This is a genomic window from Novosphingobium sp., assembly GCF_031424035.1.
Classification (GTDB): Bacteria; Pseudomonadota; Alphaproteobacteria; order Sphingomonadales; family Sphingomonadaceae; genus Novosphingobium.
In genome coordinates this window covers 1-22,119 of record NZ_JANPGP010000006.1, presented here as the reverse complement: position 1 = coordinate 22,119, position 22,119 = coordinate 1, and the positions used below count along the sequence as shown (strand labels likewise).

Sequence of the window (22,119 nt, the reverse complement as noted above, 5' to 3'; positions counted from 1 at the left end):
CCATGCCCCCCGCAAGTTCTCCCGGACAAATGCGGCAAGGCAGGCGTTGACAGCCACTGCCGGGCGACCATAACCGCCGAGGACTGCAGTCGCCCCGGCGAGCATTCGGGCAGTCCATCTTTATCGGCGGAAGGGGTTGCATGGTCCGCAAGGCCTTGGTGGGAAGCACGGGGTTTGTGGGGTCAAGCCTGCGACACCAGTGGTCGTTCGATAGCCTCTACCATTCGCGCAATATCGACGGAATTTCGGGTGAATCCTTCGATCTGGTAGTCTGCGCCGCTGCTCCGGCCACAATGTGGGCGGCCAATCAGGATCCGGATGCAGACAAGGCCAATCTTGATGGGCTGGCGCTTAATCTGTCGCACGTGAAGGCAGATCGATTCGTTCTCATCTCCACCATAGCCGTGCTCGACGATGCCGGGGCTGGATATACCGAAAGCACCGCGCGGTTCGAAACGGCCAAGGCCTATGGCCGTCATCGCCGCGAGCTTGAGGAGCGCATGCTAGGCCAGTTCCCGAACTGCCATGTCCTGCGCCTGCCCGCGCTGTTCGGTTCGGGCCTGAAGAAGAATTTCATTTTCGACCTGATCCATCCACTTCCCTCTTTCATCAAGCCAGACCGCTTGCAGGAAACCCGCAACGCCTTTGCGGCGGAGGACCGGGCGACACTGGAGAAATGGTATGCATTTGATGCCGGACTGCAAATGTTCGCACTTGACCGGGCGGGGCTTGCCGCATCGGGGGAAGGTCCCGCGCTGGTCCGCGCATTCGCCGCGATCAGCTTCATTGCGCGTAATTTCACCAACAGCGCCAGCCGGTTCCAGTACTATAACATGACACGGCTGGCGGCCGACATTGATCGGACGATCGCGGCGGGAATTGGCACGTTGCACCTTTGCTCCGCACCGCTGGAGGCCAGCGCCATTACTTGTGCGATCACCGGTGAGGTCTTCGAAAACACCGGGCCGCCTATCACGTGCGAAGACATGCGCAGCGATCACGCGGCCACTTTCGGGGCAGAAGGGCCCTACCTGATCGGCAGCGACGAGGTGCTGGCCGATCTCGCGGCATTTTATCGCGCCGAAACCGGAGCGGTCGCATGAAGCTGGCGGTATCGAACATTGCCTGGTCTCCTGACGAGGCGGAAGCGGCACATGCCCTGCTATGCGCTCACGGTTTCACCGGGTTGGAAATCGCCCCAGGCCTCGCCTTCGCCGGTGAGGAAAATGCGTTCCGGCCTTCTGCAGGCACGGTGGCAAGGTTTCGCGCCAGTCTTGCGCGTCACGGGCTGGAACTGTGTTCGATGCAATCGCTGCTCTTCGGCGTAGCTGGAGCGCAGCTGTTTGGCAGCTCAGATGAGCGCGAGCGGATCGAGGCGGCGCTTGGCCAGGCGATTTCACTGGCGGAGCAATTGGGCGCGCCAAACCTTGTTTTCGGATCGCCCGGCAACCGCGCATATCCCGACACGATGGGCGAAGCGAGGGCTCATGCCGAGGCGGCCGAAATCTTTCGGCGGCTGGGCGACAAGGCGCTAGCTGCCGGAACCCGGCTTGCCATAGAACCCAACCCGGCCGTCTACGGCACCAACTTTCTGACCACGGTGGACGCGGCGGCGCGGTTCGTGGGCGAGCTAGGTCACCCAGGCGTGACGCTCAACTTCGATATCGGCGCGCTGATCACCAATGGCGAAGTGCCCCGTGCAGCCGCGCTCTTTGACCTGGCAGGATCGCGCGTATCACACGTGCATATCAGCGAGCCGGGACTTGCCGCAGCGCCCGCAGATAGCCAATGCCTTGCTGTGATTGTCGCCAGTCTGCAACGGCGTGGCTATGTTGGTTGGTATTCGATAGAAATGCGCGCGCCGGCTTCGGGCGCGCATGAACAACTGGAAAAAAGCCTCGCTGCCACGCGCAGGGCTTTCGTCTTGGCCGAGGGGGCTGCCGGCGATGCGTAGCGACATACTCGTTTCCATTGCCGTCGTTGACGAGTTCGGACCGGCGGCGACCGTGCCTCGGCTTGCCGAACTGGCTAAGGAATTGTCAGAGGCCTTCCTCTATTTCGAAGTGCTCTACATTCTCCCCGAAAGTGCAAAGGCGGGGCTTGAGCCACTTTCCGCCCAGCTCGCCGTGCTGCCCAACCTGCGAATCATCTTCGCCAGCGATGGCACGCGCTTCTATCGTCGCCGTCTGATCGGGGCGCTGGAGGCAATCGGCGATGTCGTGGCCGTGCTTGATCTCGATGAATTGTCGATTCCGGGCCTGTGTCGCCAACTGGCCGATGCGCATGGCCGCAATGAAGTGCTGATCGGCTGGCGGGCGAGCGGTTCCGCTGCCAGCTGGAGCTATGCCTTGCTCTCCCTGATTTCTCGCAGCATCATCTCGGCGCAGACGGCGCGAACCATCATCCTGCCGCGCAACCTGATTCATTCGGTAACCTCACGCCGCAGCGCTGCGCTCGACCTGCGCTTCGAACCGCGCAATGCCCTGTCGCGCTATCGCCATTTCGACATCGATGGCGCGACCAGTCGCAATTCATCTGGCGGGCACAGCATGTCGAGCCGCAGCGAACTGTTCCTCGAAATCCTGCTCAGTGGTGTGCCGCGATACCTGAAGGCCTATGCAGCGGCAGGCTTCGGCGTAATGCTGGGAGCTGTTGCCTATGGCATTTATGCCGTGGCGATCCTCCTGTTGCGAGAACATGTGGCCGAAGGCTGGTTCTCCACCGCCATCGTTCAGGCCGGGTCGACGGCTTTCATCGCCGGGGGCATGTCGATGCTGGCGATCGCCATGATCGCGATTTATGAGCACCAGCACAGCGGCGATGACCGGGTGATTGTCGATGAAATCGCCAACACCAGTTTCTTTGACAAGATTTCGACCCGCAACGTCGAACTGGCGGACTCGAGTCCGCGCGATCTGGCGACGGGCGGCAAGGCAGATGGCTGAATCTTCGGCTGGTATTTTCCAAGCACTGGCAGAGCGGGGCTGGCAGGTCCCTTCCTTTGACGCCGCTTCGCTGCATGGGCGCCGCAGCCACTATTGCGTGGTCATACCGGTGATCAACGAAGGCGAACGGATCGGCCGGCAGCTGCGCGACATGGCGGCGCTCGGCATTCCCGCAACGATCGACACCATCGTGGTCGATGGCGGATCAAGCGACGGATCGCTGTCCCGCCCGCTTTTGGAAGAGACCGGCGTGCGCGCCCTGCTGACCAAGACTGGTCCAGGTAAACTTTCAGCACAGCTGCGCTGCGCCTACGCCTGGGCGCTGCTCGAAGGCTATGACGGGATCATCACTATCGATGGCAACGGCAAGGATGGCGTGGAAAGCCTGCCGCGCTTTGCCGAGGCGCTCAATCAGGGCTTCGGCTATGTTCAGGCATCGCGTTTCATTCGGGGCGGCGAGGCGCGCAACACGCCGCTGCTACGCTGGCTGGCGATCCGCCTGATCCACGCCCCAGTGCTCAGCCTGGCCGCGCGTCACTGGTTCACCGACACCACGCAAGGCTACCGGGCCTATAGCGCCGCCTACCTTCTGGATGATCGCGTACAGCCGTTCCGCGATGTGTTCGAGGGCTATGAACTGCTGGCCTACCTGACGGTGCGGGCCAGCCAACTGGGCTACCGGGTAAAGGAACTGCCCACCAGTCGCATCTATCCGGCGGGCGAGGCGGTGCCGACCAAGATCTCGGGGATCAAGGCGCTATGGAACCTGATGGCAGTGATGATGCAGGCGCTGCTTGGCGCCTATGATCCGCCCGCCCGAGCAGAGTGATGGCGGCGTCCGGCCAATATGATTTCGTCATCGTCGGCGGCGGTTTCTATGGCTGCTGCCTGGCGCTTTACCTGAGATCGATTTCAGACCGCATCCTGGTAATCGAGGAAGCGCCGGAGCTGCTCACCCGTGCCAGCCGCGTCAACCAGGCCCGGGTTCACGCGGGCTTCCACTATCCGCGCAGCTTCGTCACGGCGCTGCGATCGCGCCAGCTTTCCGCGCGCTTCGCCGCAGATTTCGGCGAGGCGGTGGTCGACGATTTCCGCATGCTCTATGCCATTGCCCGGCGGCGCAGCAAGGTTTCGCCGGCGCGCTTCGCCTCGATGTTCGCGGATATGGGGGCCAGCTTCGAGCCGGCCGACGAAACAGACACCGCGCTATTCGATCCGGACCTGATCGAAGGCGTCTTCACCTGCGCCGAATTCGCTTTTGACTGGACCGTGCTCAGGAACCGCTTGCAGTCCCGCCTCGCCGCCGCAGGAGTGGACTTGCGCCATGGCGAGCGCGCGCAGCGTGTAGTGCTGGGAGAAAGTTCGGTGCATGTCGAGTGCGATTCGGGCCGCACCTTCAGCGGTGGCGTGCTGTTCAACGTCACATATGCCGGGCTGAACCGGCTGCCTCTGGCAAGCGGTTTCGATCCCTTGCCGATCAAGCATGAACTGGCCGAAGTGGCGCTGATCCATCCGCCAGAGGAGCTTGCCGGGCGCGGGGTGACGGTGATGGACGGGCCATTCTTTTCGATGATGCCCTATCCCGCCGAGGGCCTCTATTCCTTCACCCACGTGCGCTACACGCCGCACATGAGCTGGACTGATGCGCCCGGTGCGCCAGGTGCCTATGCCGTGGCCGATGACCTTCCCCGGGCGAGCCACTGGCGTCACATGATGATGGATACGCGCCGCTATCTGCCCTGCGCGGGCAGCCTGGAATATGAACGCTCGCTATTTGACGTGAAGACGGTGCTGACTCACAACGAGCGCGACGACGGGCGGCCGATCCTGCTCCATCGCCACCATGCCGGTCCGGATTTCTATTCGGTGATGGGCGGCAAGATCGACAATATCTACGATCTGTTCGACGTGCTGCCCGGGCTCAATTCCGCCTTTGTCGGGGCGCATGACCGCTATCTGATGGCGCTATGCTGAAAGAGGCGCTGCGCTATTTTCTGGTCGTCGCGCTTGGCCTTGGTCTGGATGTCGGCCTGGCATGGGTGCTCAGCCATGTGTTCGGCTTGCCGCTGTTGCTTTGCGCGGCGCTGGGCTTCCTGGCCGGGGTAGCGGTGAACTATCTGCTGTTCGAGATGTGGGTCTTTGCCACGCGCCGCTTGTCATGGGTACGGTTAGGCAAAGCCTATCTTGCGGCGCAGGGGGCCTTGCTGGCGCGGCTCGTCAGTGTCTGGCTGTTGGCCATGCTGCTCCCGGACATGCCGCAGCGCCAGCTGGCCGTGCTGGTAATCGCCGCCGGACTGTCATTCACGGTCAACTTTGTGCTCGTTCGCTTGATGCTGCGCCCGCGCTAGGTCCCGAAATGGTCGCGATAGGGAGCAGTGAAGATCTTGCACAATTGAATGGCCTGGGATGAAAATCCGGGTGCAATGCCCTGCCGCCCCAGCCAGCACTGCAGCAGCCTATCCGCTCAGTCCTGAGAACAGGCGCTTAACAGCGCCGCGCCAAGATCGTCCAGCGACAGCTGGCTTTTCGCCCCACCCGCCGCGAAACTCGCTGCCGGTGCTTCTGCGACCATGGCCGTGGACGGGTCCTGCACAAAGGTATCGGCCCCGACATCGCGCATCATCTTGAGGCCCTTGGCGCCGTCTTCGCCAAGCCCCGAAAGCACCGCCGCTGCGGCGGGCGTGCCGGCGCGGGCGAGGGTGCCGAACAGCAGGTTGGCCGAAGGACGCACGCCATCGATCGGTTCGCGTGCCAGCAGGCGCAAGCGCGGCGGCGTGCCGGCCTCAAACACGACGTGACTGCCTTGATCGGCAGTGACATGGACCACGCCCTGCACCAGCTGCGCGCCGTCCTTCAGCGCCCGGACCGAGCATTTGCAATCGGTATCGAGCCGGGCAATGAAGGTCTCGATCAGTGGCTGTTCGGCCTGAAGGCAGATCACCGTGGGCGGGCAGTTCACCGGCCAGTTCGCCAGCAGGATCGACAAGGCGTCGATACCGCCCATCGAAGCGGAAAAGGCGGCGACATGGCCGTTCCATTTGAATGGTGCGGCGTCACTGGTGGCCTTGGCGCGCGGCTTTGATCGCAGGTTGGAATTGGCCGCTGCCAGCACGATCTTGCCCAGTTTGCCAACGGTCTTGGCGAACTGGTCCGGGGTCGCTTTCAAGGGTTTTGGAAAGCATTCGACCGCGCCGAGTTCATAGGCCTTGAGCGACACCTCGGTGCCGCTCTGCGTCAGGCCTGAGAGCATCACGACCGGCATCGGGCGCGATTCCATGATCTCCTCAAGGAATTCGATCCCGCTCATTCCGGGCATCTCGACATCGAGCGTCAGGACGTTGGGTTTGAGCGTATCGATCTTCTCGCGCGCTTCTGCCGCAGAGGCTGCCGTACCGACGACGCGGACATCACGCACATCGTCGAGAATGTCGGAAAACAGAGCGCGCATGGCCGCTGAATCGTCGACGACTAGAACGCGGGCTTCGTGCATGATCCTGGGCTTTCCGGCTTGAGTTGGGCGCATTGTCCGGGAACACCGCTTCAGGATCTGTTGCGCCGGGTCTGCGCGTTTTCCGGTAATCGCCTACCGCGCCCGTCCTTGCCCTGCCTTTCAGTCGCAGCTGCCTTCGTCCGGCAAGCTTCGATGCCTTACCCAGAGCGCTTAGGCTCAATCCCCTAGGCCTAAGGAAACGCCGTATATTCTTCCCATAGTTAATCAGGTCCCCAAGCCAGCAATGCACAGGCGCTGCGGCAGAGACGAGCAATGCTTGGACAAGGGACGATCTAGGGCCAGCCATGGAAATCCGGAAGAAAAGCAAGCTGGGCGGAATTGCCGTTATCGCGACTGTTGCCGTGACGATCGCCTTTGGTGCGTGGTCGATCAACAAGATCCGGATGGGCGGTGAGCTTGAACGCGAAGTGCGGTTGGTCGATGAACTCAAGGCCGATATTCTCCCGCCCCCCAGCTTCATTATCGAGCCCTGGCTGAAAGTCACCCTGATCGCTGACCGCCATGGGTCGATAGCTGCGAACCTGGCGGACCTTGATCGGCTCAAGAAGATCTATGAAGACCGCAAGGCATACTGGAACAGCAGCGACAAGGACGAGATCCTGCATACGGCCTTCGCTGGTTCGACTGCCGAAGCCGATGAATTCTGGAAACTCTTCGAAGAAGAATTTCGCCCGGCCGCCATGGCTGACGACAAGGCGCGGACCGATGCGGTCCATGACAAGCTCGGAAAAATCTATGAATTGCACCGCACGAAGGTGCTGCAAATGGTCAAGCAGACCGAAGCGTACGAAGCCAAGATCGGCAAGGAAAACGCCTCGATCCTGACGTGGAGCATTGCGCTGATCCTCATATTGACGCTGGCGGTCACCGCTATCGTCTGCGGCGCGGTGTGGTTCGTGCTGAACAAGATCCTCGACCCGATCGATGAAACTGCCACGAATATGACCCGTATGGCCGCCGGCGATCTCGAAACGGGGCGCATCAGCCAGCACCGCGACGATGAAATTGGCACCATGTCGCGTGCTATCGAAGTCTTCCGGCAATCCGCTATCTCTCAGCGCGAAGCTCAAGAGCACCAGCGCAAGGTCGTTGAACATCTGTCCAATGGGCTGGGCGAACTGGCCGCCGGTAACCTTACCCACCGCATCGATGCCCCGCTCGCGCCTGAATACGAAACGCTGCGCGCCAGCTTCAACAAGACCGTCAGCGAACTGGGAGAGCTGATGCAGCGCATTTCCGGATCGGCGCAGGGCGTTGCCACCGGGGCGAACGAAATCCGCGCGGCCAGCGACGATCTTGCCATGCGCAACGAACAGCAGGCCGCCAGCCTTGAAGAGACCGCGGCGGCAATGAATCAGGTAACCGGCATCGTGAACGGCACGGCCAAGGGTGCCGGCGATGTCCAGCGCACAATCGGCGAAGCGCACCGCGAGGCCAGCGAGGGCGGCGAAGTCGTCATCCGTGCGGTCGACGCAATGGCGGCGATCGAAAAGAGTTCCGAGGAAATCTCGCAGATCATCACCGTGATCGACAGCATTGCCTTCCAGACCAACCTGCTGGCGCTCAACGCCGGGGTCGAGGCCGCGCGTGCCGGCGATGCGGGCAAAGGCTTTGCCGTCGTCGCCAACGAAGTGCGCGCGCTGGCCCAGCGCTCCGCCGATGCCGCAATGGATATCAAGACGCTGATCACCGCATCGACCCAGCAGGTTGCGGGCGGAGTCAAGCTGGTCGGCGAGACCGGCGAGCTGCTTTCGAAGATCGTCGCCCGCGTCGGAGAGATCAACGAGCAGGTCGCCGAGATCGCCAGTTCCACCGAGAATCAGGCCGCAAGCCTGCAGCAGGTCAACAGCGCGGTTTCGGAAATGGACCGCATGACCCAGCAGAACGCCGCCATGGTCGAACAATCGACCGCCGCTGCCCGCAGCCTGGCCGATGAAGCGAGCGAACTGACAAAGATGGTCAGTCAATTCCGCACCGGCGCGCAGGCACCGGCCATCCCAATTGTCCACGCTGCCGCCAAGGCTGGCAGGCAGGCCCGCCGCGCACCCGCGGTCAGCGGCAATCTCGCCCTCGCTTCCGCGCCGTCGGACGACGACTGGACCGAATTCTGATCACCGACCTTTACCCATTCTCTTGCTGGAGTGCCTGCAATGAACCCCGAAATTGAACAACGGATCGACTATTATGGCCTGCGGGATGCAAAACTGCGCCCGGTCGGCCGCAAGATTGATGGTGTCCTCGATAAGGCGCTGTCGAAGTTCTATGACAAGATCCGGTCGGTTCCCGATCTGGCGGCGATGTTCACCGGCGGCGACCACATGCAGAAGGCCAAGTCGCTTCAGAAGCTGCACTGGCAGAAGCTGTTCGCCGAAGGGCTCGACGATGCCTATCTCGAACGGGCGCTGCGGATCGGCAATACCCATGCCCGGATCGGACTGAAGCCCAAGTGGTACATTGGCGGCTATGCCACGGTCCTTGAACAGACCATCCACACCCTGATCGCTCCTGGCGTACTCGGCTGGCTACCCTGGCGGCGGCGGCGGGCGCAGCAGGTCGCCTTGCTGGTCAAGGCCGGGCTGTTCGATATGGATCTCGCGCTGTCGGCCTATTTCGACAAGAACGAGCAGGATATCCGCGATGTCGTCGACAAGTTGAGCGGATCGCTATCACAGCTCGCCAAGGGCGATCTCACGGTGCGCATGCCCGAACTGCCGAGGGAATTCGCCCAGGCCGAACAGGACTTCAATGCGGCGGTGCAGAGCCTGCAGCAGACGATGTCCGGCGTGGTCGGCGGGATCCAGTCGATCTCGACCGCCTCATCCGAAATCCGCGCCGCGACCGACGACCTTGCTCTGCGCAATGAACAGCAGGCCGCCAGCCTTGAAGAAACAGCGGCGGCAATGAACCAGGTCACCGGCACGGTCGGTCAGAGTGCAACCCGCACGGCAGAAGTCCAGGCGACCATCGCCTCGGCCCATGCCGAAGCATCCGATGGCGGCGCCGTGGTGAGCCGGGCCATCGCGGCGATGGACGAGATCGAGAGCGGCGCGCAGGAGATCACCAAGATCATCAACGTGATCGATGGCATTGCCTTCCAGACCAACCTGTTGGCGCTCAACGCCGGAGTCGAAGCCGCCCGCGCCGGTGATGCCGGCAAGGGCTTTGCCGTGGTCGCCAACGAAGTGCGCGCACTCGCCCAACGCTCGGCCGATGCGGCCAAGGACATCAAGGAGCTGATCACCGCATCGACCCAGCAGGTCGCCGGCGGGGTCAAGCTGGTGGGTGAAACCGGCGAGCTGCTTTCGAAGATCGTCGGCCGCGTTGGCGAGATCAACGAGCGCGTCACCGAGATCGCGAGTTCGACCGAGGGTCAGGCCGCGAGCCTCCAGCAAGTCAACGGGGCGGTTTCTGAAATGGACCGCATGACCCAGCAGAACGCCGCGATGGTTGAGCAGTCGACCGCCGCTGCCCGCAGTCTTGCTGACGATGCCGGCAATCTTGCCCAGCTGGTTGGCCAGTTCCGCACCGGGCAGGACCAGAACGCCATGACCGCGCACACCCCTCGCCCGGCGCCGACCATGACGCCGCGTCCCGCCTCACGCCGTCAGGCCGCTCCTGCTCCAGTCGCTCACGGCAATCTTGCCCTGAAGGCCGAACCGGCCGGTCACGATGATGACTGGACCGAGTTCTGAACTGCCTGAACGGAGCCGGCACATGACCACGATCAAACTTCCCCCGCGCTGTGACCGGACCTCGGTCGTTGCCCTGCTGCCCGAATTCGTCGCCGCTCAGGCGGGGCAGCGCGTGACGATTGATGCCACCGAAGTGGAGCAGGTCGGACAGGCAGCGCTCCAGCTGCTCGTCAGCGCCCGCGGCACTGCCGAGGGAGCGACGATCGAACCCTCTGCCGCCCTGATCGATGCCGCGCAACTTGCCGGTCTTACCGAAATCCTGTTCGACGGAGAGGCTTGATGACGCCCGAGGAAATCCAGGCCATTTTCTTCGTCGAGTGCGAAGAATCGCTCGCTGCTGCCGAAACGGGACTTGCTGCCTGCAAGGACGGCACGGCCGATGACGATACCGTCAACGCCGTGTTCCGCGCAGTCCATTCGATCAAGGGCGGCGCCGGTGCTTTCGGGTTCGAGGCGCTGCAGGCCTACACCCATACCTTCGAAACGCTACTGTCCGACGTGCGCGACGGCACCCTGCCCTTCACCGATGCGCTGATCGACCTGGCGCTACGCTCGCTCGATACGCTGAGCGACCACGTCAAGGTCGCCCGCGAGGGAGGTGAACCGCCGTTCGATGCCGACCTGATCGCCGAAATGATCGCCGCACAGGGCGGTGAAACGCCGGTTGCAGCAGCGACCGCAGATCCCGAACCACCAGCCGAGGACCTTCCGGCATTCGACGACGATTTCGGCATTGATTTTGAATCGATGCTCGATTCCCTCAGCAGCACACCTGCCGCCTCAGAAGCGGCACCACCGTGGACGCTCAAGCTGCGGTTCCACGCCGGGGCAATGGCCAATGGCAGCGAGCCCCTGCTGATGCTGCGCGAACTCGCCGGGCTGGGCGCGACATGCCTCGCCTGCGACGTGTCTGACGTGCCGGCGCTCGACCTGCTCGATCCCGTACAGGGCTATTTCGGTTATATCTTTGCCGTCCCCGCCGAAGTCGATGAACAGGCGGTGCGCGACGTGTTCGATTTCATCGGCGGCGACTGCGAACTGGCTATCGGTGACGATGAGCGTCTGCCGGCCATGCGCCTGCCCGTACCAGCAGCAAAGGCCGCCCCCGCCGCCTCAGCGAACGCGGAAGTGCCCGCGCCTGATGCCGGAAACAACCCGTCTGCCGTCACGCCCCTGCCCGGCTCCGCGCAGGCCGCCCAGCCATCGGCGGCCAATGTTGCCCCGGCCCAGTCGATCCGCATCGATCTCGGCAAGCTTGACCGCCTGATCGATTCGGTGGGCGAGCTGGTCATTGCCCAGGCGATGATGGCCCAGCGGCTGGAAACCGCTGGCCTTGCCGGCGTCGAGGAAATCGCCCTGCTTGAAGGGTTGACCCGCGAAATTCAGGAAAGCGCGATGTCGATCCGCGCGCAGCCGATCAGTTCGGTGTTCAGCCGTGTTCCGCGCATCCTGCGCGAGCTGGCTTCGTCCACCGGCAAGCATGTCCGCCTCGATCTGGTTGGCGAGACCACCGAACTCGACAAGACCGTGATCGAGCGGCTCGGCGAACCGATGACCCACCTGATCCGCAATGCCGTCGATCATGGCATCGAAAGCACGGAGGACCGGCTGGCCGCGGGCAAGAACCCCGAAGGCACGCTGACGCTTTCGGCCGAGCAGCGGTCCGGCCGCATCCTCATCCGCATTGCCGACGACGGCAAGGGCATCGACCGCGCCCGCGTCTATGCCAAGGCGGTAGAGAAGGGACTGATCGCAGCCGACGCTCAGATGTCGGACGAAGAGATCGATCACCTGATCTTCGCCCCCGGATTTTCCACCGCCCAGACCGTCTCGAACGTCTCGGGTCGCGGCGTCGGCATGGATGTCGTGCGCCAGAACGTGAAGGATCTTGGCGGTCGCATCACCATCGAATCCGAACAGGGCAAAGGCACGTCCTTCACGCTGACCCTGCCGCTGACCCTGGCCATTTCGGACGGCATGATCGTCAGCGTTGGCGACCAGACGCTGGTAGTGCCGCTGGCGAACGTGGTGGAGAGCCTGCGCGCACTGCCGGGTGACATTCAGGGCATGGGTTCGACCCGGCAGATGCTCAACGTGCGCGGGCGGTACATTCCGATCATCCCGGTCTGCTCGGTCATCGGCGCCAACAATTGCAGCGATGCGGCCACCGATGGCGTGCTGATCGTCGTGGATACCCAGGCCGTGGGCAAGGCGGCGCTGCTGGTCGATGCGATCAGCGATCAGCGCCAGTTCGTCATCAAGAGCCTCGACACCAATTACCGGTCGGTCGACGGCGTTGCCGGGGCGACGATCCTGGGCGACGGGCGCGTGGCGCTGATTGTTGACGTTGACGGGCTGGTCGCGCGCGATCTTGGCATTTCGACCCGGATCGCCGCATGAATTTCGCCGCCGCCTTCCGCGAACCGATGCCCGGGATAAGTCCCGAGGTTTACGGTGAAGCCGATTTCCGTGCCGTTGCGGAGATCGTCTATGCCTCGTCCGGCAATGTCCTGCCCGATGGCAAGGCGATGCTGGTCTATTCGCGGCTGGCCCCATTGGTCCGCGAAACCGGCAGCGGCACATTTGCCAATTTTGTCGAATTGATCCGCAACGATCTGGACATGCAGGACCGCGCCGTCGCGGCGCTGACCACAAATCACACCTTCTTCTACCGCGAAGCCCACCACTTCGATCACTTCGAAAGCAAGGTCCGCCCCGAACTGGTGCGCCAGCTCGAATGCAACAAGCCGGTGCGCCTGTGGTCGGCCGGTTGTTCGAGCGGCGAGGAAACCTGGTCGCTGATGATGGCCCTGCTCGGCACCGACCGCATGAACGCGCGGCGCATGGCCGGCCGCGACCTGCGCGTTCTGGCGAGCGACCTTGCCCCCCATGCCCTGCGCAAGGCGGAAGCGGCGACCTATTCCGCCAAGGATCTCAAGGCCGTGCCATCCGACCTCGCCCAGGCCTGGGCGCACATCGAAGGCGACACGGCGACGATCGATGACCTGCCGCGCTCGGTCGTGCGGTTCCGCCTGCTCAACCTGCTCGGCGACTGGCCGATGTCGGGCCGCTTTGACACGATCTTCTGCCGCAACGTCATGATCTACTTCGATCAGCCGACCAAGGAGCGGCTCGTCGCGCGTTTCGCTGAAGTGCTGGCACCGGGAGGCCACCTGTACATTGGCCATAGCGAACGGGTCACCGGCCCCGCCGCCAATGTCCTCGATCCCGTAGGCCCCACCATTTACCGCAGGAGGAATGCATGAGCATTCGCGTCGTTATCATCGACGACTCTCCGACCATGCGCGCCATCCTGATGTCGCGGCTGTCGGAAGAACCGGACATTTCCGTCATCGGCACCGCCGGCAATGCGGTCGAAGGCCGGGAACTGATCAAGCAGTTCAATCCTGACGTGGTGACGCTCGACATCGAAATGCCGGGAATGAACGGGCTCGATTTCCTCGAGAAGATCATGACCCTGCGCCCGACGCCGGTGATCATCGTTTCGGGCTCCACGCAGGCGGGCAACGAAGTGGCCGCGCGGGCGCTCGCGCTCGGCGCCGTCGATTGCTATTCGAAGTCCGATCGTTCCGGCGGTCTGCCGCTGGATGACAATGGCAAGCTCGCCAGTTTGGTCCGCGAGGCGGCTCAGGTCCGCTTCAACAACCGCTGGCCGGTTGCTCCCGCAATCGCGGCGCGGGCCAGCCGCTCGGCCCGGTCAAACTCGGCCCTGATCGCCATCGGTTCGTCGACCGGCGGGGTCGAGGCCCTGCAGACCCTGCTGAAAGACTTCCCGGAAAATTGTCCGCCGACGGTTATCGTCCAGCACGTGAACCCGCGCTTTGCCCCGGCTATTGCTCGCACGCTCGACCTTGCGACACCGGCCAAGGTGCAGATCGCAGAGGCCGACATGCCGCTGGTCAGTGGCAACATCTACCTCGCGCCGGGCGGGGATCGGCACATGTCGATCGCCGGCTCGGGCATGTATCATGCGCGCCTCAGGGCTGGTGAACCGGTTTCCGGCCACATCCCCAGTGTCGATGTCCTGTTCGATTCCGTGGCTTCGAGCGTCGGCGCCAATGCTATCGGCATCCTCCTGACCGGGATGGGCAGCGACGGCGCGAAAGGTCTTCTCGCCATGGCGCAGGCAGGGGCACAGACCATCGCGCAGGACGAAGCCACCTGCACCGTGTTCGGCATGCCGCGCGCCGCGATTTCGCTGGGAGCCGCCGGGATTGTCGCGCCGATTGGCCGCATTGCTCACTATGCCCTGAAGAAGGTGGCCTGATCCCATGAACGCGCCATCTCCCTCAATGTTGCCAGCCACCCGCATCACGGTGATGCAGGGCCAGGCCCGGGTCAGCGCCGGCCCCCGGGTCGAACTGACCACCGTGCTCGGTTCCTGCGTGGCGACCTGCTTGTTCGATCCGCAAGTCCAGGTCGGCGGCATGAACCACTTCCTGCTTGCGGAACCCCCCGCCTCGCATCCGCGCGGCGTGATCGACGAACATTACGGCGTTTACCTGATGGAACTGCTGATCAACGAGATGCTGGCCCACGGCGCCGCGAAACCGCGCCTGCGCGCGCACCTTTATGGCGGCGCGAACCTGCGGCCGGGGATGGCCCCGATCGGCTCGGCAAACGCCAGCTTTGCCCGTAGCTTCCTTGACCGCGAAGGCATCCCCCTGATCCACGCTGAACTGGGCGGAAATCAGGCCCGGCGCGTCGATTTCCGTCCCGCAATCGGCAAGGCGCGATGCCGCGTCGTCGAAAGCGCCCTTGTACCCGATACCCGCCCCGCACCCCGCAGCAACGCCGAAATCGGCGATGTCGAACTGTTCTGAAAGGCTAAGCGAGACAGGCAATGATGAAACCAACCCGCGTCCTTACCGTAGACGACAGCGCCTCCATGCGAGCGCTGCTCAATCACGCCCTCTCCGCCGGAGGCTTCGAAGTGGAGCAGGCCGACGATGGCATTTCCGCGCTTGAATGGCTGGCGCTCAATGATGTCGATGTCGTGATTACCGACATCAACATGCCCCGGCTCGATGGCTTTGGCCTGATCGAACGGCTGCGGACCGGCAGTCGCCACTGCGACCGGCCGATCCTGGTGCTGACCACCGAAAGCTCCGACGAGAAAAAGGCGCGCGCCCGCGAAGCCGGGGCGACCGGATGGATCGTCAAGCCCTTTGACCCGGCCAAGCTGATCGCCGCCGTGCGCCGCGTCGCGCACTGACCTCTCCCCGATTTCCCAGAAAGCAAGCCCATGCAGCGCGAACTCATAACCTTTGAAGTGGAAGGCCAGATCTTCGGCCTCGACATCATGTCAATCCGCGAGATCCGGGCCTGGACTCCGGTCACCCGCTTGCCCAGCGTGCCGCATTACGTGGCCGGCGTCGTCAACCTGCGCGGCACCGTGCTGCCGGTAATCGATCTTGCCGCAAGGCTTGGCTGGAAGCCGACCGAACCGACCCCGCGTCACGCGATCATCGTGGTCAGCCACGATGGACAGGCGCGCGGCCTGATCGTCGATGCGGTCAGCGACATCGTCACCACTGGCCCCGAAGCCCTGCAATCGCCCCCGGCTGCGGCAGGCGACACGATGCTGCCCTTCCTCGAAGGCCTGGCCACGGCGGATGACAAGATGGTCATGGTGCTCGACCTCAAGGCGGTTTCGGCAGGCGAGGAACTGGCGGAAGTCGCATGAGCGCGCAGGAATTCCGCCTTCATGCCGCCGCCGCCGCTCAGGTGCTTGCCGAACTGAGCCTCGAGATCGAGCGGCTCGGCGCGCAGCTCTGCGCCGACCCGTCGTTCGCGCTGGACCATGTCGAGGAACTGCAGGCCATCGATCTCATCGCGCAGAAGCAGCGCTCACTCGCCTTGATGCTCGAAGCCGATTGCCCGAAGACGGCGCTTTCCGGCATGGGTCTCGACGCCCTTGCGGGACGGCTGCACAGCCTCGCCCAGCCGGCACCGGAAGCGAACTGAACGCAGATCGCATCGGAATGCGGCGAGGCGATTAGTTCTGCCACGCCAACTACAGATTGCGACAAATTCGGCCTTGACCAGCGGGCGCAAAGGCCGCTCCAAGCGCCTATGGCGTTCGAATCCCTGCAAAGGCCCTCCCCCCGCGGCGCAATCACAGCTTTTCTCTCCATCGCAGCCCTGCTGACGGTGGCGGGCTGCGGCGCATCGAAAGACGCCAAGGGGGGCCCTGACCGCGGCACGCCGCAAGTCGGTTACCGCGTGATGCAGCCCACAACGGCGCCAATCGTCGCTGAATTGCCGGGACGGCTGGCTGCATCGCGCAGCGCGGAAGTGCGGCCCCAGATCACCGGGATCATTCAGGCACGGCTGTTCACCGAAGGCGCGCTGGTCCGCGCCGGTCAGCCGCTCTATCGCATTGATTCGAGCCTCTATCGTGCCTCGGTCGCGCAAGCGCAGGCCAATCTTGCCAGCGCGCAGGCGAGCGCCTCGGCCACGGCAGCCAAGGCCGCGCGCTACAGGCCGCTGGCCGAAGCGGGCGCGGTCGCCTCGCAGGACTACACCGATGCCGAAGCCTCCGCGCGGCAGGCTCGCGCCGGTGTCGCGCAGACCCAGGCGGCGCTCAACACGGCGCAGATCAACCTGCGCTTCACCACCGTTCCCGCGCCCATCACCGGCCGCATCGGCCGCTCGCTGCTGACCGAAGGCGCATTGGCCACCAGCGGACAGGGCGATCCGCTCGCGGTGATCTCGGTCCTCGATCCGATCTATGTCGATCTTCAGCAAAGCGCGGCAGACCTGCTCAAGCTGCGCGCCCAGCTGGCGCAAAATGGCCAGACGCCGGCCTCGGCCACGGTCTGGATCCATCTCGATGACGGCACCCGCTATCCCATCGCCGGCACCCTCGCCTTTGCCGAAGCGACCGCCAATCCGTCGAGCGGCACGGTGACCCTGCGGGCGCGCTTCGCCAATCCGCAAGGGATGCTGCTGCCGGGAATGTTCGTCCGTGCGCGGCTTGAACAGGGCAGCCAGTCGGGCGTGTTCCTTGTGCCGCAGTCCGCGCTCAGCCGCGATCCGCGCGGCAATGCGCAAGTGCTGGTGGTAGGCAAGGATGGCAAGGCCGAGGCGCGGCCAGTTACCGCGCTGCGCACCGAGGGCAGCGACTGGGTGGTCTCCGCCGGGCTCAAGGCCGGTGACAAGGTGATCACGCAGGGGCTGGGCAAGGCGCGCGCCGGCCGGCCGGTCAAGGCAGTTCCCGAAGGCGCTCCGCAAAAGCCGGCCTCCGGCAAGCCCAAGTCCGGCTGACCGCAAATGTCGCGGATATTCATTGACCGGCCGATTTTCGCCTGGGTCATTGCCATCATCACCATGCTGATCGGCGGGATCAGCCTGTATACCCTGCCGGTCGAGCAATTCCCCGACATTGCCCCGCCGCAGGTCAACATTCGCGCCAACTATCCCGGCGCTTCGGCGGTAACGCTGGAGAGCAGCGTCACCCAGATCATCGAGCAGCAACTCACCGGGATCGACGGCCTGCTCTATTTCAGCTCGACGTCCAGCGCGCGCGGATCGGTCAACATTTCGGCGACCTTCGAAAAGGGCACTGATCCCGACATTGCCCAGGTGCAGGTCCAGAACAAGGTCCAGCAGGCGCTGAGCCGCCTGCCGCAGCAGGTGCAGCAGCAGGGCGTGACCGTCACCAAGTCCAACCCCGACTTCCTGATGATCGTCGGCATGTCCGACACCACCGACCGGTCGACCAATATCGATGTCGCCGACTACATGGTCACCAACCTGCAGGATGCCATCGGGCGGATCGAAGGCGTCGGTGAGACGCAGATGTTCGGCACGCAATATGCGATGCGGGTCTGGCTCGACCCCGCCCGCCTTGCCGGATTTTCCCTGATACCCGGCGATGTCATATCGGCGATCAACACGCAAAACGCCGAAGTCACGGCCGGCGAAGTGGGCGGCACACCCTCGCCGCCCGGGCAGATGCTCAACGCCACGATTACCGCGCAGTCCCGCCTGCAGACGCCCGAACAATTCGCCAAGATCGTCGTCAAGACGCTGCCTGACGGGTCTATCGTCTCGCTGCGCGATGTCGCCCGGATCGAGCTGGGAGCCGAGAATTACGGCGTGACCAGCCGGCTCAACGGCCATCCCGGCTCGGGTCTGTCGGTCAGCCTCTCCCCCGGGTCCGACGCGCTGTCCACCGCCGAACGCGTCAAGGCAGAAGTCGCGCGCCGCTCGGCGGATTTCCCTGAAGGATATGTCGCCGATTTCCCTCAGGATTCGACCATCTTCATCGAGAAGTCGATCGAGGACGTGGTCATCACCCTGTTCGAAGCGGTGGTCCTCGTGGTCATCGTCATCTTCGTCTTCCTGCAGAGCTGGCGCGCCACCCTGATCCCGGCAATCGCCGTGCCAGTCGTGCTGCTGGGCACCTTTGCCTTCATGGCGCTGGCCGGGTTCACCATCAACACGCTGACCCTGTTCGGCATGGTCTTGGCGATCGGCCTGCTGGTCGACGACGCCATTGTCGTGGTCGAAAATGTCGAGCGCCTGATGGCCGAAAACCCGGGCATGACCCCGCGCGAGGCAACGATCGAATCGATGCGCGAGATCAGCACGGCGCTCGTCGCCATCGCGCTGGTGCTCTCCGCCGTGTTCCTGCCAATGGCGTTTTTCGGCGGCTCTACAGGCGTGATATATCGCCAGTTCTCGCTGACCATCGTTGTCGCCATGGCGCTGTCGGTCGGCGTGGCCCTGATCCTCAGCCCGGCGCTGACCTCCACACTGTTGAAACGCCACGAGGACGAGGACAAGGACGGCTTCGTTGGCCGCAACATGGCCCGGATGCGGATCTGGTTCGAGCGCGATTTCGCCAAGCTGGTGGGCTGGTACCACGTCCGCGCGGTCAGAGTGGTCGAACGCAAGCGGCTGTGGCTGGGCGTCTTCGCCGGCATCGTCGTTGCCATGGGACTGCTGTTCCTGCGCCTGCCGACCGGCTTCCTGCCCAACGAGGATCAGGGCATGATCCAGATCCAGTTCCAGCTGCCCGCTGGTGCCACGATCGAACGGACCCGCGCCGCCCAGCTTGAGATCGAGAAGACCCTGCGCGAAACCGAGGGCAAGAACATCGACACGCTGATGGTCGTAGCTGGCGGCGGCGGGCAGGGCGCGGGCGGCCAGAACAACGGCCGCGGCTATATGGCATTGGCTGATTGGGATGATCGCAAGGGCGCCGAGAACGTTGCCGATGCCATCGCCCGCCGCGCTACCCAGGCGCTTTCGGGACTGCGCGACGTGGAATTCTTCGCCACTGTCCCCGCTTCTGTTCGCGGGCTCGGCCAGTCATCGGGCTTTTCAGGCGAACTGCTCAATTCCGGCGGACTGTCCCGCGCGGAATTCCAGAAGGCCCAGGAAGACATTGTCGAGGCAGCGCGCAAGGACCCAGCGCTGGCCAATGTCCGCCTCGCCTCGCTGCCCGACCAGCCGACGCTCAAAATCGATATCGATACCCAGAAACTGGCGGTTTTGGGCCTGACGCAGAGCGATGTAACCACGACGCTGTCAGCGGCCTGGGGCGGGCGTTACGTCAACGATTTCATCGACCGCGGCCGGGTGAAGCGGGTCTATGTCCAGGGCGACGCGCAATATCGTGCCAAGCCGGAAGACATGGCGCAGTGGCAGGTGCGCGGATCTTCGGGCCAGATGGTGCCGTTCTCAGCCTTTTCAACCATCTCGTGGGATGTTGCGCCCACCTCGCTCGGCCGGTTCAACGGCGTGTCGAACTACTCGCTCAACGGTCAGGCCGCGCCGGGGGCTTCGTCGGGCGAGGCGATGGATGCGATCCAGAAAATCGTCGACGGGTTCAGCGGCGTTTCGCTAGACTGGTCGGGCATTTCCTATCAGGAGCGGCTGTCTTCCGGGCAGGCACCGATCCTCTATGCGCTATCGCTGCTGGTGGTTTTCCTATGCCTTGCAGCACTTTACGAAAGCTGGACTGTGCCGCTTGCGGTGCTGCTGGTGATCCCGCTCGGCCTGATCGGCGCGATTCTGGCGGTGACCCTGCGCGGGCTGCAGAACGACGTGTACATGCAGATCGGCCTGCTCACCACGATGGGGCTGGCGGCGAAAAACGCCATCCTGATGATCGAATTTGCCGAACAGGAAGTGAAGAAGGGCAAGCGCATTATCGACGCCGCGCTGGAAGCCGCAAGGGTCCGCCTGCGGCCGATCCTGATGACCAGCGCCGCCTTCATTTTCGGCGTCCTGCCGCTCGCGATTGCCAGCGGGGCCGGGGCGAACAGCCGGATTGCCATCGGTACGGCGGTGATCGGCGGGATGCTGACGGCGACGGTGCTGGCCGTGCTTTATATCCCGCTGTTCTTCGTCATGGTCCGCCGGGTAACGCGCGACGGGGTGAGCGGTCTGCGCAAGAAATACGATGCGCCGAGCGACGAGGTGCCGTCATGATCCTGCGCCATTGCACCTCGCTGCTGGCGATTGCCGCGCTGGCTGGCTGCTCACTGCAACCGGCTTACAACCGCCCTGCAACGACTGTGCCGCCCACCTGGCCGGCCGGAGACGCCTATCTTCGCCAGAGCGAGGCGGCGCTGCCCGACTATCAGTGGCGCACCGTGTTCACCGACCCGCGTTTGCAGGCGGTGATCGCACAGGCCCTGTCCAACAATCAGGACGTCCAGATTGCCGCTGCCAACATCGCGCTGGCGCGGGGCCAGTATCAGGTCCAGCGCGCCGAGCTGCTGCCGACGCTCGATGCCGGGGCCGGCCTGTCGCGCAGCGACAATGGTTCGGGGGCTTCCACCCAGGCGCGGGCCGAACTTTCCATCACCGGTTACGAGATCGACCTGTTCGGCCGCATCAAGTCGCTGAGTGATGCCGCCAAGAACCGCTACCTCGCCAGCGAGTCTGCGGCCCGGGCGACCAAGCTGGTGCTGGTCGCCGACGTGGCCGAGGCATGGCTTGCCTATGGTGCCGACTCCAGCCTGCTGGCGCTGGCCAGGGACACCGCCGCCGCCTCACGCGAAAGCCGGCGCCTCGCCAATCTGCGCTACCAGGGCGGAATCGCCCCGCTGTCCGACGTGCGGCAGGCCGAGATTGCGCTGACCACTGCCGAGGCTGATGTCGCCAACCAGACGACGCTGGTGGCGCAGGACCTCAACGCGCTGCGGCTGCTGGTCGGCGCGGAGGTGGCGGGTGAGAACCTGCCGCAATCGATCGACGCTGCCTCTGGCCGGATCGCCGAGGTGTCCGCCGGGCTGAGTTCCGAAGTCCTGCTGCGCCGGCCTGACGTGGTCGAGGCGGAATGGCAACTGCGCGCCGCCAATGCCCAGATCGGCGCGGCGCGGGCGGCGCTGTTTCCGCGCATCAGCCTGACCGGGGTTCTCGGCCTTGCCTCGAACGCGCTGGGCGGGCTGTTCTCGGGCGGCGCATTTTCGTGGTCGGCAGGGGCCAATGCCGGCTATTCGATCTTCTCGGGCGGCGCGGGCAAGGCCAATGTCCGGGTGAGCGAAGCCCAGCGCGATGCCTCGCTGGCAGGCTATCGCAAGGCGATCCAGACCGCCTTTGCCGATGTCGCCGATGTCCTCGCGCGGCGCGGCACGATCGATGCGCAGCTGGCCGCATCGAAAGCCGGCAGCTTCGCCGCGAACGACAACCTGAGGCTGGCCGAAATGCGCTATCGCGGCGGGATCGACAATTACCTGCAAGACCTCACCGCCCGCCTTGCCAGCTATAACGCCGGGCGGACGCTGGTGCGGACCAAGCAACTTGCCGCCAGCAACCGCGTCGCGCTTTACCGCGCGGTCGGGGGTGATGGGTCGATCTGAGTGTTTTCCGCTCACGCGGAAGCGGGACCGGCCCGCTCCCCCGCCCCGCCAAACAACCAGATTGTATTCTCTGGGTGGCCGGGGGGGGGGGCGGGCCGGGGGCGCGCCAGGTTAAGATTAAAAGAAAA

20 protein-coding genes are annotated in these 22,119 nt (G+C 64.1%); 19 read left to right on the top strand and 1 reads right to left on the bottom strand.

What is annotated here, in order from left to right; all coding sequences use genetic code 11:
* Positions 1-140: 140 nt before the first annotated feature.
* The 6 genes from RMO89_RS00240 to RMO89_RS00215 are packed head-to-tail and all read left to right on the top strand — an operon-like array spanning position 141 to position 5,293.
* Positions 141-1,103, top strand: a complete 963-nt coding sequence (locus RMO89_RS00240; protein WP_310530500.1) for a hypothetical protein — start codon at positions 141-143, stop codon at positions 1,101-1,103.
* Positions 1,100-1,954, top strand: a complete 855-nt coding sequence (locus RMO89_RS00235) for a sugar phosphate isomerase/epimerase family protein (protein ID WP_310530499.1) — start codon at positions 1,100-1,102, stop codon at positions 1,952-1,954. Before RMO89_RS00240 ends, RMO89_RS00235 begins: the two co-directional genes overlap by 4 nt.
* The gene (locus RMO89_RS00230; protein ID WP_310530498.1) at positions 1,947-2,945 is read left to right on the top strand and encodes a hypothetical protein; all 999 of its coding nucleotides are present in this window, start codon (positions 1,947-1,949) and stop codon (positions 2,943-2,945) included. Before RMO89_RS00235 ends, RMO89_RS00230 begins: the two co-directional genes overlap by 8 nt.
* Positions 2,938-3,774 (top strand): glycosyltransferase family 2 protein, encoded by an 837-nt coding sequence (locus RMO89_RS00225; protein WP_310530496.1) that lies wholly within the window; start codon positions 2,938-2,940, stop codon positions 3,772-3,774. Before RMO89_RS00230 ends, RMO89_RS00225 begins: the two co-directional genes overlap by 8 nt.
* Positions 3,774-4,919, top strand: a complete 1,146-nt coding sequence (locus RMO89_RS00220) for an FAD-dependent oxidoreductase (protein ID WP_310530495.1) — start codon at positions 3,774-3,776, stop codon at positions 4,917-4,919. The genes RMO89_RS00225 and RMO89_RS00220 overlap by 1 nt, the downstream gene beginning before the upstream one ends.
* On the top strand, positions 4,913-5,293 hold the full coding sequence (locus RMO89_RS00215) for a GtrA family protein (protein ID WP_310530494.1): 381 nt from the start codon (positions 4,913-4,915) through the stop codon (positions 5,291-5,293). The genes RMO89_RS00220 and RMO89_RS00215 overlap by 7 nt, the downstream gene beginning before the upstream one ends.
* Before the next feature lie 116 nt (positions 5,294-5,409).
* Here RMO89_RS00215 and RMO89_RS00210 read toward each other — a convergent pair whose 3' ends face one another.
* Entirely contained in the window at positions 5,410-6,435 is a 1,026-nt protein-coding gene (locus tag RMO89_RS00210) for a chemotaxis protein CheB (protein WP_310530493.1), read from the bottom strand.
* Positions 6,436-6,740: 305 nt separating this feature from the next.
* Here RMO89_RS00210 and RMO89_RS00205 point away from each other — a divergent pair, with 305 nt between their 5' ends.
* From RMO89_RS00205 to RMO89_RS00145, 13 genes are all read left to right on the top strand, one after another.
* Entirely contained in the window at positions 6,741-8,567 is a 1,827-nt protein-coding gene (locus RMO89_RS00205) for a methyl-accepting chemotaxis protein (RefSeq protein ID WP_310530492.1), read from the top strand.
* Between the two features lie 39 nt (positions 8,568-8,606).
* Positions 8,607-10,148 carry a methyl-accepting chemotaxis protein gene (locus RMO89_RS00200; RefSeq protein WP_310530490.1) on the top strand — a complete coding sequence of 514 codons (1,542 nt, stop codon included), beginning with the start codon at positions 8,607-8,609 and terminating at the stop codon, positions 10,146-10,148.
* A gap of 22 nt (positions 10,149-10,170) precedes the next feature.
* Positions 10,171-10,428 (top strand): STAS domain-containing protein, encoded by a 258-nt coding sequence (locus RMO89_RS00195; RefSeq protein ID WP_310530489.1) that lies wholly within the window; start codon positions 10,171-10,173, stop codon positions 10,426-10,428.
* Positions 10,428-12,548 (top strand): chemotaxis protein CheA, encoded by a 2,121-nt coding sequence (locus tag RMO89_RS00190; RefSeq protein WP_310530488.1) that lies wholly within the window; start codon positions 10,428-10,430, stop codon positions 12,546-12,548. Before RMO89_RS00195 ends, RMO89_RS00190 begins: the two co-directional genes overlap by 1 nt.
* Positions 12,545-13,414, top strand: coding sequence for a protein-glutamate O-methyltransferase CheR (locus RMO89_RS00185; protein ID WP_310530487.1), 870 nt, complete (start codon positions 12,545-12,547; stop codon positions 13,412-13,414). The genes RMO89_RS00190 and RMO89_RS00185 overlap by 4 nt, the downstream gene beginning before the upstream one ends.
* Positions 13,411-14,436: a chemotaxis response regulator protein-glutamate methylesterase gene (locus RMO89_RS00180; RefSeq protein ID WP_310530486.1), complete on the top strand. Its 1,026-nt coding sequence runs from the start codon at positions 13,411-13,413 to the stop codon at positions 14,434-14,436. Before RMO89_RS00185 ends, RMO89_RS00180 begins: the two co-directional genes overlap by 4 nt.
* Before the next feature lie 4 nt (positions 14,437-14,440).
* A complete protein-coding gene (locus RMO89_RS00175) occupies positions 14,441-14,992 on the top strand; it encodes a chemotaxis protein CheD (RefSeq protein WP_310530485.1) in 552 nt (183 codons plus the stop codon).
* Positions 14,993-15,012: 20 nt separating this feature from the next.
* Positions 15,013-15,384 carry a response regulator gene (locus tag RMO89_RS00170; RefSeq protein WP_310530484.1) on the top strand — a complete coding sequence of 124 codons (372 nt, stop codon included), beginning with the start codon at positions 15,013-15,015 and terminating at the stop codon, positions 15,382-15,384.
* Positions 15,385-15,414: 30 nt separating this feature from the next.
* Entirely contained in the window at positions 15,415-15,855 is a 441-nt protein-coding gene (locus RMO89_RS00165; protein WP_310530483.1) for a chemotaxis protein CheW, read from the top strand.
* Positions 15,852-16,136: a hypothetical protein gene (locus RMO89_RS00160; RefSeq protein ID WP_310530482.1), complete on the top strand. Its 285-nt coding sequence runs from the start codon at positions 15,852-15,854 to the stop codon at positions 16,134-16,136. Before RMO89_RS00165 ends, RMO89_RS00160 begins: the two co-directional genes overlap by 4 nt.
* 108 nt (positions 16,137-16,244) lie before the next feature.
* Positions 16,245-17,438, top strand: a complete 1,194-nt coding sequence (locus RMO89_RS00155) for an efflux RND transporter periplasmic adaptor subunit (RefSeq protein ID WP_310530481.1) — start codon at positions 16,245-16,247, stop codon at positions 17,436-17,438.
* A gap of 6 nt (positions 17,439-17,444) precedes the next feature.
* Positions 17,445-20,615: a multidrug efflux RND transporter permease subunit gene (locus tag RMO89_RS00150; protein ID WP_310530479.1), complete on the top strand. Its 3,171-nt coding sequence runs from the start codon at positions 17,445-17,447 to the stop codon at positions 20,613-20,615.
* Positions 20,612-21,991, top strand: a complete 1,380-nt coding sequence (locus RMO89_RS00145; protein ID WP_310530477.1) for an efflux transporter outer membrane subunit — start codon at positions 20,612-20,614, stop codon at positions 21,989-21,991. Before RMO89_RS00150 ends, RMO89_RS00145 begins: the two co-directional genes overlap by 4 nt.
* The last annotated feature ends 128 nt before the right edge of the window (positions 21,992-22,119 follow it).